This is a genomic window from Thainema salinarum CENA647 (assembly GCF_057732415.1).
Genome location: NZ_JBYJZJ010000022.1, coordinates 6,247,273 through 6,262,574, shown reverse-complemented (window position 1 = coordinate 6,262,574; position 15,302 = coordinate 6,247,273). Strand labels below are relative to the sequence as shown.

14 protein-coding genes are annotated in these 15,302 nt (G+C 51.1%); 5 read left to right on the top strand and 9 right to left on the bottom strand.

Annotated features, from left to right (window positions below; genetic code table 11):
- Positions 1-76: 76 nt before the first annotated feature.
- The 3 genes from AC286M_RS34325 to AC286M_RS34315 form a co-directional block, all read right to left on the bottom strand.
- Positions 77-655, bottom strand: coding sequence for a hypothetical protein (locus AC286M_RS34325; protein ID WP_488208673.1), 579 nt, complete (start codon positions 653-655; stop codon positions 77-79).
- Between the two features lie 761 nt (positions 656-1,416).
- Complete coding sequence (gene puuE / locus AC286M_RS34320) at positions 1,417-2,325, bottom strand: allantoinase PuuE (protein ID WP_488208672.1); 909 nt, start codon at positions 2,323-2,325, stop codon at positions 1,417-1,419.
- A gap of 100 nt (positions 2,326-2,425) precedes the next feature.
- Positions 2,426-3,256: an SWIM zinc finger family protein gene (locus AC286M_RS34315; protein WP_488208671.1), complete on the bottom strand. Its 831-nt coding sequence runs from the start codon at positions 3,254-3,256 to the stop codon at positions 2,426-2,428.
- Between the two features lie 170 nt (positions 3,257-3,426).
- On the opposite strand from AC286M_RS34315, the gene AC286M_RS34310 reads away from it, so the two are divergent.
- Positions 3,427-4,287 (top strand): HAD family hydrolase, encoded by an 861-nt coding sequence (locus AC286M_RS34310; protein ID WP_488208670.1) that lies wholly within the window; start codon positions 3,427-3,429, stop codon positions 4,285-4,287.
- Positions 4,288-4,530: 243 nt separating this feature from the next.
- Entirely contained in the window at positions 4,531-5,757 is a 1,227-nt protein-coding gene (ispG, locus tag AC286M_RS34305; protein ID WP_488208669.1) for a (E)-4-hydroxy-3-methylbut-2-enyl-diphosphate synthase, read from the top strand.
- Positions 5,758-5,831: 74 nt separating this feature from the next.
- Here ispG and AC286M_RS34300 read toward each other — a convergent pair whose 3' ends face one another.
- Positions 5,832-6,668 (bottom strand): LmeA family phospholipid-binding protein, encoded by an 837-nt coding sequence (locus AC286M_RS34300; protein WP_488208668.1) that lies wholly within the window; start codon positions 6,666-6,668, stop codon positions 5,832-5,834.
- A gap of 544 nt (positions 6,669-7,212) precedes the next feature.
- Between AC286M_RS34300 and AC286M_RS34295 the strand changes: the two genes are divergently transcribed.
- A complete protein-coding gene (locus tag AC286M_RS34295) occupies positions 7,213-8,646 on the top strand; it encodes a DUF4912 domain-containing protein (RefSeq protein ID WP_488208667.1) in 1,434 nt (477 codons plus the stop codon).
- A 307-nt stretch (positions 8,647-8,953) separates the two neighbouring features.
- Here the strand turns inward: AC286M_RS34295 and AC286M_RS34290 are convergent, their stop codons facing one another.
- Positions 8,954-9,943 carry a Gfo/Idh/MocA family protein gene (locus AC286M_RS34290; protein ID WP_488208666.1) on the bottom strand — a complete coding sequence of 330 codons (990 nt, stop codon included), beginning with the start codon at positions 9,941-9,943 and terminating at the stop codon, positions 8,954-8,956.
- 600 nt (positions 9,944-10,543) lie between these two features.
- On the opposite strand from AC286M_RS34290, the gene AC286M_RS34285 reads away from it, so the two are divergent.
- Positions 10,544-10,843 carry a ferredoxin gene (locus tag AC286M_RS34285; protein ID WP_488208665.1) on the top strand — a complete coding sequence of 100 codons (300 nt, stop codon included), beginning with the start codon at positions 10,544-10,546 and terminating at the stop codon, positions 10,841-10,843.
- Positions 10,844-10,957: 114 nt separating this feature from the next.
- On the opposite strand, the gene AC286M_RS34280 is transcribed toward AC286M_RS34285, so the two are convergent.
- From AC286M_RS34280 to AC286M_RS34270, 3 genes are all read right to left on the bottom strand, one after another.
- Positions 10,958-12,286: a phospholipid carrier-dependent glycosyltransferase gene (locus tag AC286M_RS34280; RefSeq protein WP_488208881.1), complete on the bottom strand. Its 1,329-nt coding sequence runs from the start codon at positions 12,284-12,286 to the stop codon at positions 10,958-10,960.
- Positions 12,287-12,353: 67 nt separating this feature from the next.
- Entirely contained in the window at positions 12,354-12,872 is a 519-nt protein-coding gene (locus AC286M_RS34275) for an ArnT family glycosyltransferase (protein ID WP_488208664.1), read from the bottom strand.
- Positions 12,873-13,003: 131 nt separating this feature from the next.
- Positions 13,004-13,651: a hypothetical protein gene (locus AC286M_RS34270; protein WP_488208663.1), complete on the bottom strand. Its 648-nt coding sequence runs from the start codon at positions 13,649-13,651 to the stop codon at positions 13,004-13,006.
- 102 nt (positions 13,652-13,753) lie between these two features.
- Between AC286M_RS34270 and AC286M_RS34265 the strand changes: the two genes are divergently transcribed.
- A complete protein-coding gene (locus AC286M_RS34265; RefSeq protein WP_488208662.1) occupies positions 13,754-14,125 on the top strand; it encodes a DUF565 domain-containing protein in 372 nt (123 codons plus the stop codon).
- A gap of 199 nt (positions 14,126-14,324) precedes the next feature.
- Here the strand turns inward: AC286M_RS34265 and AC286M_RS34260 are convergent, their stop codons facing one another.
- Positions 14,325-15,062 carry a cytochrome c biogenesis protein CcdA gene (locus AC286M_RS34260; RefSeq protein WP_488208661.1) on the bottom strand — a complete coding sequence of 246 codons (738 nt, stop codon included), beginning with the start codon at positions 15,060-15,062 and terminating at the stop codon, positions 14,325-14,327.
- Positions 15,063-15,302 lie beyond the last annotated feature (240 nt).

Sequence of the window (15,302 nt, the reverse complement as noted above, 5' to 3'; positions counted from 1 at the left end):
TGCCTCCTTCGTTTTTGAATTTTAGAGCAGGATAGGTTCTAATCGGGGTTAAACTGCTGCCTGATTTGAACAATCCCTACTCAGCATCTGCATCAACGTCATCATCCATATCGTCAACATCTGCTGCTGTCTTCTTTGTTGCCGCCGCAGACGTTGTAGACTTCGTTGGACTCGGTGCCGCCGGTGCGGTCGGTGCCTCAGGTGCAACGGGTGCAGTCGCGGCAGGAGCCGGAGGAGCTGCATTTTCCAGGGGTTTAGGAGGAGCCGACTTAGGGGCCGGAGCCGGCTTAGGAGCCGGAGCGGGCTTGGGCGGAGGCTCAGGTAAACCGAGTTCGGTTCTAGCCTTCGACAAGGTAAAGTTCAGGCTACCTTTGCTAGCTGTCACGATGGCCTGACCAGCCTGAGACGCAATCCGATCGGCGCTGGGTTCTTCAAAACTATTCAGCCATGCGCGGAAAGAGCGCCCCGCTTGAATAGAAAAATTCCAGAACCAATCCCCGGCCACCAGCACCAGGCAGATGACGAGCCAAATCAGAAGAGCCAGCTCTTTGATGATTTCCCAGGTCACGCTAGCGGCCTGCTGGTAAATCGTTAAGGTTTCAGGAGCAGAGACGGTCTGCCAAAATTTTGTCGCTTGTTCTTTAATTCGATCCATGATGCAAATGATAGAGATTAGATAAAGATCACTTTTGACGTAAATCTCTTGGTCAATTAGTCGCCATCCGTGCTGAGCCAAAGCGTTAATATCAAGTCAGGTTAAAAACCCATAATTTATTTTTTGTGAAACGTTTGCTCCGCAAACGTTTCACAAAAAATAAATCGGGTTCTTATACACAGACTTGGTATAAGCCGTTATCGCAACGCTAGCGGCAACGGCAAGTCAAAATTGCTCATGCAGCAAGCCGTTTGACAGGACTCAGTGCTGGACGCAATCTGACAGCGCTACACATACAGACGGCAGCAGCCTCAGAATCAAATTGGGACTCTTTCCAATCTATCTCAGAGACGTTACCCAGACATATGGCTTGTCACACCGAATCCGCTAGGGAAACCCAGCTTTGATTGTTGGTGTAGTGTAAGAATCACAAACAGTCCAGCAAAAATTGGCTGGGCGTCATGTAGCCAGATTGCATGTCATCATCAGTTTGCCCTGCCTAGGTTAAATGTGCTCAATTACTCTCGACAAAGGGAAATCTTCAATTCGGCAATCCTCACTCGAATAAACCGAAGCAAACGAGTAAATCTTTATTACGTTTACTTCACTTATGCGAGCAGCAAAATGAATGCGCTACCTCCACTCATTACTCTCTTAATTTTTTTCTGGGGTATCATCCTGATTTTGACAGAGTTTAGCGGTGGCCCTCTCTAGTCAGTCTTTTTTGTCTTTGCTTTTCTATCTTTAAGAATCAGCAGGAATTAGGGGCTTTCTGGGGCATGATGCTCGTGCCAGTGACGCGCAATGTCTACACGTCTGCAAACCCAAACCTGTTCGTGCTGCTGCACATAATCCAAGAACCGGGCCAAAGCCGCTGCCCGACCAGGATGTCCCACCAGCCGACAGTGCAAACCCACGCTCATCATTTTGGGTGCCGTTTCACCCTCGGCGTAAAGTACATCAAACGCATCTTTCAAATAAGTGAAAAACTGGTCGCCGCAGTTAAATCCTTGATAGGTGGCAAACCGCATGTCGTTGACATCCAGCGTGTAGGGAATCACCAGATGAGGCTGGCCGTAGTCATGTACCCAGTAGGGCAAATCGTCACAGTAGCTGTCGGCATCGTAGAGAAATCCACCTTCTTCCACGACTAGGCGGCGGGTGTTTGGACTGACTCGTCCTTGGTAAAAGCCCAAAGGACGACTCCCCGTGACGCGGGTATGAATCTCAATCGCGGTTTGAATGTGCGATCGCTCTATTTCCGGTGCCACAAATTGGTAGTCAATCCAGCGGTAGCCGTGGCTGGCAATCTCCCAACCCGCTGCCACCATCGCCGCCGCGGCTGGATTCCGCTCCAGCGCCATCGCCACAGCGTAAACGGTCACGGGCAGATTCCGCGAGGTGAATAACCGATGCAGCCGCCAAAAGCCAGCCCGACTGCCGTATTCATACATCGATTCCATATTGAGGTTACGCACCCCGTACAGCGGCTGAGCGCCAACGGACTCGGAGAGAAACGTTTCCGAAGCCGGATCGCCGTGCAGAATACAGTTCTCGCCGCCTTCTTCATAGTTGATCACAAACTGTACTGCTAATCGCGCTGCCCCTGGCCACTTTGGAGCGGGCGGATGCTGGCCATAGCCAATTAAATCGCGGGGATAATCGGTCATGCTGGTTCTCCCTTGCTGAACTGAATAAAACCCAAAATAAGCGTTTTTTCGCCGCACTGCGGCGAAAAAACGCTTATTTTGATGTCAGCAAATGATGAATTTATCCGTTGCGATTCAACGCAGTCATCATCGCCTGCTGGCTAGCGGTTTGGTAAGTCTGCTGCAAATACTGGACAACTGTTTTGGCTTCAGCCGGGGGTAACGGCGGCGCACCCAGAATATCTAAAACAGTTTCACCACTGGCGGGTGGCGTAATCACCACTAACGATGAGTCAAGCGGCTGATCATAGTTCCAAAAATGCTCCAAATCCGGTGGCGGCGTTGCTAACTCAGATGCACGATCAACTGTCGGTAAATCATCGGGAGTTGCGATCGCATTTTCATCTTTAGCTTGACTAGCCTGGCTGCGCTTTTGCCGCATTGCGTCTAGGATCTGCTGCTTGCTGCGTCCTCGTAATTGGAACAAAACAAACGGATCTTCCCGGAAGAAGTCGCCCAGTTGGTAATAAACCGCCGCAATGTGCTTACAGGGGTTTTTGGGGTCAGGACAGCTACAGCGCGATCGCACATCGGACAGCGTAAATGGAAATAAACTCAAACCGTTGGAGGTAAACACCGCTTCAATGTCGTCCGGCATTTCGCCCGCCAGCAGCTTGGCCGAGTAGATTGCCTTCTGCGCCATCGTTGCAATCACAAAGTCCCAGTCTTCATCCGAAAATGAGTCGATGGAAATATATAGCTCATAGGGTTCTGGCGCAGTACCCTGCACTTTGGCAACGACTTTGGAACCCTTGAACTTGATGCTGAGAATGTGGCCCTCGCGAGCATAGCGGCGTCCCCGCTCCAGGCGCTTTTTGAACCGATAGGAATTCAGCAGATCGTTCCACTGCTGCACCCACCAGGCAGAATTCTCAATTTCGTAGGCAGTCATAGGTTAGTGTTGGGCGATTGTTTGATCATTTTAGCGGAGAGGGTTAGGAGCAAGTGCGATCGCATAGTTTGTCGTGGTGCTGATGAAATCGACAAAATCTATCTGTAGCGGCAAGACAAGATCGGAGTCACCTTCGACGATGATGGAGTGCTGCTTATCTCTAATTCGTCATGCCCTACGCGACTAAACCTCTGGCCAATCGAATTGCGATCGCATTTGACTTTGATGACACGCTGGTTCCAGACAGTTTTGATACGCTGCTAGAGATTTTGGGGATTGACGCGCAGCAGTTTCGGCGGGAAAAGTATGATTCGCTGAAAGAGGCAGGCTGGGCTGGCATTCCAGCTCGGTTTTACAGCTTGATTCAGGAGTCTCGGCGGCGCGATCAGCCGATTACCCGCGATCACATTGCTCAGTTTGGGCAACAAATTCAGCCGTTTGACGGCGTGCCGGAGATGTTTGACCGCTTGCGCCAAGCCGCGCGAGCGATTGTACCCGATGTGGAAGTTGAGTTTTACTTAATCACCAGCGGGTTTGTGGAGATTGCTCGCCACAGTGCGATCGCGCATGAGTTCACGGCCATGTGGGGCTGCGAATTTCACTATGACGAAGACGGTGCGATCGCGTTTTTGAAGAATTCGGTTAGTCACCCCGAAAAACCGCTGTACCTGTACTACCTGTCCAGAGGCATCGATGAGCGGGCCAACAGCGACTTAATCTACGTCTATCAAGATGTTCCGGCAGAGAAGCTCCATGTTCCCCTTAGTCAGGTGATCTATGTAGGCGATGGCACCTCTGATCTGCCCTGTTTTGCCGTACTGCAAGAGCATCAGGGGATCGCAATCGGCGTTTATAAAGACGGCACAGCCCAGGACTGGAGCCAGAAATACCACATCAGCCCCAGCCAGCGCGTCGCCAATCTAGCACCCGCCGACTACAGCGAAAGCTCGGAACTAATGCAGTCGCTCACCTTGGCAGTGGAAAGCATGTGCAAGCAGATTGCGCTACTTCATCTCGGCATTGACGAATAGGCATTGACGAATAGAGGGAATCACAATAACCAAAGCTTTACCACAGTGGTTCCAAACTGTGGCACTCTGTATAGGTAGACTGTGTTTTGCTTGTATGAAACCCGCGTATGAGAACCCAATTTATTTTTGAGAAACGCTTGCGGAGCAAGCGTTTCTCAAAAATAAATTGGGTTTCAACCGGACTTCATATTTAGCTTGGACACAGGCTGAAGTTTAATGGCAATCCCTGTCAGATTCCTTCCTATGCAGACGTTGTCGAATCCCACCGCATCACCAATTTCAGATGCTCCGGCATTAACCGATACCACCATTCATCGCCGCAAAACCCGTCCCGTTCCGGTTGGTTCCGTCACCATTGGCGGCGGCCACCCAGTCGTTGTCCAGTCCATGATCAACGAGGATACGCTGGATATTGACGGCTCGGTGGCTGCGATTCGTCGCCTGCATGAACAGGGCTGCGAAATCGTGCGGGTGACGGTGCCCAGTATGGCTCACGCCAAAGCCTTGGCCGAAATTAAGCAAAAGCTCGCCGATACCTATCAGCCCGTTCCCCTCGTGGCTGACGTGCATCACAACGGCATGAAGATCGCCCTAGAGGTCGCCAAGCACGTCGATAAGGTACGGATTAATCCTGGCCTATACGTCTTCGAAAAGCCAAAGAGCGATCGCACAGAATATACCCAAGCCGAATTTGATGAGATCGGCCAGAAAATCCGTGAAACTCTAGAGCCACTGGTCATCTCGCTGCGTGATCAGGGCAAATCGATGCGGATTGGCGTCAATCATGGTTCCCTGGCGGAGCGGATGCTGTTTACCTACGGCGACACGCCCGAGGGCATGGTTGAGTCGGCGCTGGAGTTTATTCGCATCTGTGAGTCGCTGGACTATCGCAATCTGGTGATCTCCTTGAAAGCCTCCCGCGTCCCGGTAATGCTGGCCGCCTATCGGCTGATGGCGCAGCGCATGGACGAGTTGGGAATGGACTACCCGCTGCACTTGGGCGTTACCGAAGCAGGCGACGGTGAGTATGGGCGGATCAAGTCTACGGCAGGAATCGGTACGCTGCTGGCCGAGGGCATCGGCGACACCATTCGCGTCTCGCTCACCGAAGCACCAGAGAAGGAAATCCCCGTCTGCTACAGCATTTTGCAGGCGCTGGGCTTGCGGAAAACAATGGTTGAATATGTGGCCTGTCCCTCCTGTGGCCGCACGCTGTTTAATCTGGAAGACGTGCTGCACGAAGTCCGCGAGGCCACCAAGCATCTCACGGGTCTAGATATCGCCGTTATGGGCTGCATTGTGAATGGCCCCGGTGAGATGGCTGATGCGGACTATGGTTATGTTGGCAAACAACCCGGTACGATCGCACTGTATCGCGGTCGCGAAGAGATCAAGCGCGTCCCCGAAGATCAGGGCGTGGCCGAGTTGATCAACCTGATCAAAGCAGACGGTCGCTGGGTCGATCCGTAAGCACTCTAAAGAACCCAAAAAGCGTTGAGCGCAGTCATGCGATGCATGACTGCGCTCAACGCTTTTTGGGTTCTTTAAGCAGGAATCACGTTAATCTGGCCCTGACAAAGTAGCTGTTGTGAGGCCAAAGATAGCGTGTGTAGATTCACATCCGTACCTAACGGAATCTCATGACCATCTAGGTCATCTAACGGAAGCCCCCGCTTAGCGCGTAGGTGGGGCAACCAAATCGGCTGAATGAGCTGCAAAATTGAACCTTCGCGAATCGCTAGTCCCGTCCGAATGGCGATTGGGGTGGTTGAGCCACTGGCTGACACGAGTTGAGCACCTAGGGTCAACTGCTGGTCACCAATCATGACTTGCAGATCCTGTAATTCAATCTGTTCAGCCGAATCGTCCAGATCCTCGACGGCATGACCCGATTGCAGTAAACCCACCAAAAACTCAGTCACCGCATCTTTCAACAATGGCGACAGCAGCGATGCATTCAAGTCAGCTTCTGTCACCGTCAGCTCTCCCTGCACAGGGATCACCTCCAGCAGCGTCAGCGATTTGCCACGCAGAATTTGCCGCAGATTCACCCGAATGCCCGTGGCCGCTAATTGAATGTGGCTGACGTGAATGCCTTGATAAATCGCCTTGCGGGCCGAGAGTTGAACTCCAGGCACATGCCCCGTCAGAATTTGCCGATCGCGTCCCTCAATTCGAATCTGTAGGTCTTCCACATGCTCAACCTGCGACTTCAGCCAAAGCGCGATCGCAGATGGCAAGACTCGGCTAATCAGTCCCCGCTTAGCGTCTGCTGCACCGTTAGCTGACAGATCTACCGGGATCTCATTCATCGGTTCAGGCGCGGACTGATTTGCAAGTTCATCGGGGGATTGAGAAGGCGATGGGGGGTTAGGAGGCATGGTTCAGGACAAATAGCTCAGGACAAAGCAGTAAGTGTGATCCTCTCATATCCTGTTCGGTTTCGGTATTGAGTGAGGAGGTGGATGGGTAGATGGGTGAATGGGTGGATGAGTGGGAGGTCATTAGGCTGTAGAGATAATGTCATGGTTTTATGACTTACTGATCTCAGCTGGGATCGTAATGTCATGAAATTATGACATTACGATCCCCAAAAGCTTGATAATTCGTATATATACCTATTTGAATAGGGATCCCCCCTTGATCCCACAGGGATTTTCTTGCATGATCGAAAGTAACAGCGATCCCCGAGCTTCAAAAATTCATAATTTGAGTTGGCAAAGTGCTGATGGGGATCAAGAACAAGATCAGTCATGTGCGATCGCACGTTTTACATTTTTGTGTCCTGTGCATCGCCGTAATTGATCAACACACATGGTTCGTGACTCACATCAGTTTGTCTGCTGGCTCAAGATATACGGTTCGCAGCAGTCTTCATATGACACGTTTCATTCTCATCTGTCGTTCCCAGTCTGGAGGCTAATCATGGCTAAAGAACGTCCCCCCCTAGAAGAGATGACCCTTCGGCAGCTGCGTAAGGTAGCCAGCGAGTTTGGTGTCTCTCGGTACAGCCGCATGCGGAAATCCCAGCTTGTGGTTGCGATTCAGGAAGCTCAGCAAGCACAGGCTCCCTCTATGCCCACGAGCATGCCAACGACACCAGTTCCCGTCGTACCTAGTGCAGAAGTGGAGGCTCAAGAGGAAGTGGAAGCAACAAAATTTGAAGTCGGTCAGGATGATCTCTCAGCTGAGACCCTGGCTTCTGTCGATGAAGGCTTGCCGGATCTACCGGATGGTTATGGTGAAAGCTGCATTGTCCTCATGCCTCGCGATCCGCAGTGGGCTTATGCTTACTGGGATGTGCCTATCGAGCACAAGAATCAGTTGCGCAGTCAGGGCGGTTCTCGCTTAGCGCTGCGGTTCTGTGACGTAACCGATATCAATCTTGATTACCAGTCTCCCCACAGCTTGCAGCAGTACGAGTGCGACGAGATGGCGCGTGAGTGGTATCTGCCTGTGCCCGTCAGCGATCGCGATTACGTCGTTGAAATTGGCTATGTCTGCAACGATGGTCGCTGGTTGCTGCTGGCTCGATCTGCGATCGCACACATTCCGCCCGTCTACCCCTCAGATTGGATTGACGATCAGTACATCTCCGTCGATTGGAATGACGAGCTGCGTGGCAAGACCTTCCTGGAGCTGGTTCCTCCCGCCAAGCAGATGGCAGGCAGCGCCTATCCGCTCTATGACAAGATCTACGACATGGCTCAGGATGCCGAAGCCCAGCGGATGGCAGGCTCCCTATATGGCTCCATGCAGCATGTGCCTGGCTCTGGCGTCAGCTCGTTCATCTTCCCCTCTGGTGTCGGTCAGTGGGCAGAGAAGTCTATGTCCGGTGCCGGTATGAGCATGTCCGGTGTTGGCATGGGCGTTGGCATGGGCATGGGTATGGGTATGACCATGTCCGGTGCTGGTATGACGATGTCTGGTGTCGGCATGGGCATGTCGGGCGCTGGTATGACGATGTCCGGAGTGGGCATGGGCATGTCTGGTGTCGGCATGATGGGCTACGGCGAGTACACCATGTCCGGTATGGGCATGTCCGGCGTTGGCTTCTCCGCCTCGGCACCGCCGATTCGTCCCCGCAAGTTCTGGCTGATTGCCGATGCTGAACTGATTGTCTACGGCGCAACCGAACCGGATGCAACCGTAACCATCGGTGGCCGCCCGATCAAACTCAATCCAGACGGTACGTTCCGCTTCCAGATGTCCTTCCAAGATGGTCTGATCGATTTCCCGATCATGGCCGTAGCAGCAGATGGTGAGCAAAATCGTGCCATCCACATGAAGTTCGAGCGCGAAACCCCTGAACGCCGCACCAACACTAAGGAAGACGCGGTTGAGGAATGGTTCGCCTAAATCTAGGGTTCGCTTCCATGACAATCTACTAATCAACAGACTCAAGCTCTCGGCGATGCCGAGAGCTTTTTTGTGTTCCACCCAACCAAATTCTCGGTTCCACCAAATTTTTATAGCGGTTCTAGTGCTGTGTCAAATCAGTTTTGATGGTTGGTATGCCGCGCAGAGCGCGGCATACCAACCATCAAAACCTACCAAAACAAGGTTGACAAACCATTAAGTAAGAACGAGAGAGGAGAGTGCCTCATCCTGAGGCACTCTCCTCTCTCGTTTTCTCACTCTTAACTGGAATCACTGTAGAACCACACTAAAGCTGCACTACCGTTTGCTCCATTGCTGCTAATTGGGCTGCTTCGGCCACCCTGAGGGCGTATAGGCTCTCGGCGGGCGTCACGTACATCGGTTTATTTTGAGTCAAGGCATCAAAGACATACCCGGTGTCTTTCGCGAATAGCCCTCGCCGTCCGCCGACTTCAAGTGGCACAGTTGAGTCCGCTTGCACTAGCGTACCCTGGTCGTTATCGAATACCAGTGCACCTGCGGTGCCTTGCACTTCTAAATAGCGTGCCTTTTGCCAGAGCGTTTCACCTTTACCGTAGATCACCTCCGCCAGTACGCCGGACTGAAACTGGAGTTGTGCAGTACACAGACAAGCATCAAAGGCTCCAGCCTCGGCATTGGATAAGTCCCGGTAGCGAATCTGGGCTGACACGGTCGCCACCGGGCCAAAGGCATTTGTCATCCGATGCAGTCGCGATAGTGCTCCCATAAGGGGAAAACCAAACAGATCCCGTTGATACGTCCATTTACGGGGAGCGGGGCGTTGGGGATTAATTGTGCGGTAATGAACATGAAACGGCTGCCCGATCTCCGATAAGTTTTTCAGCAGCGCTTGATGGAGTCCGCCCAGCAGTTCAATATGTTCCACATGCAGGAACCGCTGCCGCTGTTCGGCCAGCTGAATTATCTCCTCTGCGATCGCAACATCCAGCGCGAGAGGATATTCCACTACCACATGCTTATCGGCTTCTAAAGCCGCTCTTGCGATCGCGCCATGATCCCGATTCACTGTAGCGATCATAATCAAATCAACATCGGCAGAGGCGCATAGATCCTGCCAAGGATGCACGGCGCGGATACCGTAGGTGTTGCTAAACTCTAGTGCCTGTTCGTAGCGATGACTTGTAACCGCCACTAACTTAGCTCGGGGTTCGCTCTGGAGCGCATCTGCTCTCAGCTTGGCGGCATAACCTGTCCCAACTAAACCAACTCGAATCGGAGAACTGAAATCATTCATCGTGTACTGCTTGTTAACGACCTGCGTAATATCTCTGCCAAAATTTACGCCTTTCCCCAGTCTGCCAAGTGATGATACGTTGCGCTATCTGAATCATTGAATTGATTGTGTCATTGATCGAGATAGAGATGAACGATTAGCGAATCCATTTTATTTGATTCACCTCGCTTGAATCGTGTCATATTCTTGACATAATCTGCTGCTCAGACGGATTATAAGAAAAAATTATGTAAAAATTAATTAATGATAACAATATTCGTCAATGTCCTGGCTGATATTAGCGAATTGATGCTTTGTATCGCCCTATTTACCGTTGATAGGGCAGTTTATTCTATTGAGAAACTAGGCGTAAATTCGCATGAGTTGAGTGGTGGAACATCTAGGCACCTATAAGTAATTCAGGAGGGAAAACACACTTTTGATTACGAATCCCATTGGGCTTATCCCCCAGGAGAGCGATATAGAATCACGATTTTCTCGTACTATCAATATTGTGAGGGAAGCCCTCAGATGAATTTGCTTGAATCGTGTTAGCTTGACTGGGCGCGATGTCGAGGGTTTACCCATACTGCCGTTCAAAAATATCGAGAGGATAGCCGCATGGCAAGTTACAAGGTTACTTTGATTAACGAAGCTGAAGGTCTCAATACTACGATTGAAGTACCCGATGATGAGTACATTCTTGACGCCGCTGAAGAGCAAGGCATCGATCTGCCCTACTCCTGCCGCGCGGGTGCTTGCTCTACCTGTGCAGGTAAAATCTCTGAGGGTACTGTCGATCAGTCTGATCAATCCTTCTTGGATGATGATCAAATCGAAGCAGGTTTTGTTTTGACCTGTGTTGCTTATCCTACCTCTGACTGCACCATCATGACGCACCAAGAGGAAGAGCTGTACTAAGCTTTGGCATTGGGCTAGGAGCGCAATGCTTCTAGGTTTATAGAACCCAGAGGGTGTAGAGGGGCGCTGCGATCGCAGCGCCCCTCTACACCCTCTGGGTTTTCAGATTCAGGATTATTCTTCGACTCGTACGAGCTGATAAGGCGTCACTGTTTGTAGCACTTCCATTTGATCAGGGGAAAAGCCCGTGTTGATCATTTTGGCTTGTTCTCCCACAATCAGCACTGACGATACCTCTGGGCGACGCAGTAACCGTCGTGCATACTGACCTGCCTGTTCCGGTGGATAAAAATACTTCACAGGTTGTTGGGTGTAGAATACGACGCTCGGTTTTTTGAAGCCGAGCATGACAATTGGTTCATCTGATTGCTGAGTATCCACGATGGTTTCTGAAATTTGCCGCAGCGGCAGTTGGCGCTGCTCATCGACCAGAAAGAATGCAGGCATGGCAATAACGATAATGAAAGCCATAACGCCAATGCCATTAACCAGCCAGAGCCACCGCGCCTGACGCCGTAGTAACAGGATCAAACCTGCGATCGCAGTTCCTCCCCATAGTCCGGCTGACCACACCATAATTTGCGAATCCCGCACAGCCTGACCAATATTGGGCATTGAAGCATCGCCTGTCATCCAGTTGGGGCTGAGCAGGCCAACGACAGCAAAAGCGACAAACAGCAACAGATTGAAAACCGCGCTGATCACCAGCGCTTTCTGGGGCTGACGCGGTCGAGTCAGGACATCACTCCACAGCAGTCCGACCAGAACGGCGGCGGCAGGCATTAATGGCAGTACGTAGCTGGGCAGCTTAGTGGTGGCCACAGTGAAGAAGCCAAAAATAACGGCAAACCAGACTAAGACGAAGAGGCTGAGCTGAGCCTGTCGGGGCTGTTGCTGCCACTGTTGCCAGCGCCAAAATCGTAACCGCGCGATCGCAACAGGTAAATATATGGACCAAGGCGCAAAGCCTAGCAGTACAACTAGAACATAAAAGTAAATTGGTGCGTCATGACCGTTGACCACGCTGGTGAAGCGCTGAAAGTTGTGATAGCCAAAGAACGAGTCAATATACGCCTGACCGTTGGCTTGAATCACGAGGATGTACCACGGGACTGCGATCGCAAAAAAGATTAGCGATCCCCAAAGCAAATGCATTTCTCCAAGCAGTACCTGTCGCAGCTGACCCACTATCGCGAGAAATGCCAGAACAACAAGTCCCGGCAAAACAACGCCGACGGGTCCTTTCGCTAAGACGGCAAGTCCTAGCAGGACGTAGAAGGCCATGTACCAGGCCGTTTGGCGTTTCGGATATTCCGGTTGTGCATAGGCTATGAAGAAGCAGAACAGGCTAGAACCGATACAGCCTGTGAGCAGCATGTCAGAAACGCCCATACGTGCCCAGCCAATAATCTCTGGCGTTAAGGCCATAATCATGGCTCCAATCCAGGCTGATAGCCAAAGACTAAGATTAGTCGAGTTGACTGAACTAGATGATGGCGAATCCGTGGGATCAGCAGTGAAAATGTCTGAAGCGGCGGGAGGGAGGGGGGGAAGTCGGGTCGGAATTTGTGGAGTTGGGTTGGCTGATGGTTGGTAGTGGGGGAAGTTGGGAGGCAGTAGATACAGATACGCTGCCGGGACGAGGATAGCCAAATCGTCGCAGAGTGTAAAAGCCTAAGACAACTAGTGCGATCGCACTCAATGCAGATGGTAAGCGGGCTGTCCACTCGTTCACGTCAAAGGTTTGAAATCCCAGGGCCATCAGCCAGTAAATCAGCGGCGGTTTATCGAAGCGAGTTTCACCGTTGAAATAGGGCGTAATCCAGTCGCCCGTAACCGTCATTTGGCGTGAGGCTTCTACAAAGAGCGGCTCGGTTTCATCAACTAAACCAATACTACCGAGATGCAGCAGAAACGCTACGCTGCAAATGATCCCCAGCCAGAGAGCTGATAAAATCTGGGCTGCTCGTGGTTGGGTTTCCCACCACTTCATCAGCCGCACTAATACCCAATCCGTCGTTTGCCGCATATGTTTGTCAAATGGATTCAGACCCTACTGTAACGGGAAATGGCATCCCATTGGAATCAAGTCTCGTACTCTGCACCAAGCCCAGAAGGGCTTCGAAAGAACTTCGATCAACCACTGACGAGTAGATGAAATCAAGGTTCCAAAATGAGTTGCCATTCTTGTTGGGATTCGTTCCACAGCGGCAGATTAGTTTGATCCACCACATAAGGCCCCCAGTAGACGCGTGAACCATCCTGCGCGAAGGCCACTAGGATATCGCCCGCCTGCAGTTGGATATTCTGATCGGGTAGCGATAGAAGCAAACCCTGCTGACTGCCTTCTCCAGGCGCAAAATCCCAATGGACTGGCACATCATAAGCTGCTGCTGTGCCATCAGGATTAGCCTTAGCGGCCTCAACTTGAGGCAGTAGGGCCACTCGGATCGGATGAACCGTACGATTGCTGACGCGAAGATTGCTGCTTAAAGCTGCCGCAGATGTCTCAGCAGGAGACGTATCCGTATCCGTATCCGTTTCCGTTATCGGTACCGTTGGCTGTTCTCCAGGGATTTGATCCCCAGCGGTAGAATTGTCACGAGTGGGATCAGACGGAGCCGCTGGAATGTCGGGAGACAGACGGCTAGTATCAATATCGGTTGATACCGCTTGCTCAGATGCGCCCCAGTATCGGCCAATAGCTAGCAGCGCGATCGCAACTCCAACCGCAGCCAAAATAGCAGGATATACTTTGAGCGACGTGAGTTTAACTGTCTGATCAGAGGGTGTGTTTGACTTATCCACCGTCTCTCGGCTCCCTTATTTACTCTTTTATGACTGTTTCTGTTGCTCTCAGTTGTTAGATTTTTGCAGACGATTTTTTAGCTGACGCCAGATATACGACCCATGCAGAATACCCGCCTTAACCGCTTTTTCGCCGTTGGTGCTGATCAGTTAGGCCAATGGCTCAGTAACCCGTGGCGACGACTTTCAGTCATCTTGATGAATCTTTTGTTTGGATTCTTTTTGGCGAACGTAATTTCAACTACGACCGGGCAAACGGCTGATTTAGATATTTTGGTGTCATCACTGCTACTGATTACCGTTGAGGTGATCAGTTTCTTGTTTTATCGGCGACGGAAGCAACAGGTTCAACCGACAGAGACACCTGATCTGAGCCGTCCCGCTCGCCCCATTCATCTACTTGATATGGCCAACGCCCTGAAAATTGGGCTAACCTATGGCCTATTCTTAGAAGCCTTTAAGCTCGGGAGTTAAAGGCTTCAATATGCTTGTTGATCCTATTTTGACATTTCTCTCAGGCATTGAATAAGGATGAGTTGTGCCAGTTTGCGATCGCGCATAGAGCCTCTCCATCTAAAAAATGAACTGGGTAGAGGGGCATCGCCCTTCTATCCAGTTCATCCCTAAAACCACAACGCTCTAAAGCGCTTATAGACCAGCGTTCCGGCTATGCCTAAACGGTCGGAAATAACCGAAACATCAGCGAAAAAACGCCAAACCCAACCAGCAAAGCCCCGCTTGCTGGAGTGATCCAGCTGGACCAGCGGCGAATCTCTAAAAACTTCTTGATTGATGCAGTAAACGTTCCGGCTAATACAAGCGGCGATACATAACCAACGGTGTAGGCCAGCAACAACCCACCGCCTAAAACGGGATCATGGGTTTTGGCAATCCAGGCCAGCAGCGTAGCCAGCACGGGGGTGCTACAGGGTGAAGCAACTAAGCCAAACGTCAATCCAATTAGATACGATCGGGCTCCTTGCGGCAGGTTGTCTGGAATGAACTGCATCCCATCGAAAGACGGCAGTTTTAGCGGTAGCGCTTCTAGTAAATTCAAGCCCATCAAAATTGCGATCGCGCTCACAATAATCGGCAAACCCATGCCGATTTGCCCGTAAACGCGTCCTACCACTGCGGCGATAATACCCAGACCAGCCAGCGTTGTCGCCAAGCCAAGTGAGAACCAAATTGATTGGATGGCTGCCCGTAATCGGCTATCTGCCTCATATCCACCGATATAGCCAATCGTAATTGGCAGCATCGATAGCATACAGGGCGTCAAACTTGTCAGCAAACCCGCCAAAAAAATCATGGCCAAGCTCACAATATTTAAGTGATTAAGCTGCCCATTCACCAAAGAATCAGCAACCTGTTCAATTTGATAAAGCTGGGTTTGCAAAGCCTCTAACATAGCGACAACCGTTGAACTCCAAACAACTCTGATCCACATTGCATTAGTCAAACCTCTGCAAGACTAATGCAACTTCATCCTAGCGGACTTGGTCAAACAACTTATAGATGGAGTTGAACGTAATAATTATTACTTTGGCAAAACCAAATATCTAAATGGAACAGCTACAGCATTATTGTCTAGACGCATTTATTTGGATGCTCCAATTCACTGGGCCGATTATGCCAGTAGCTGTTCACG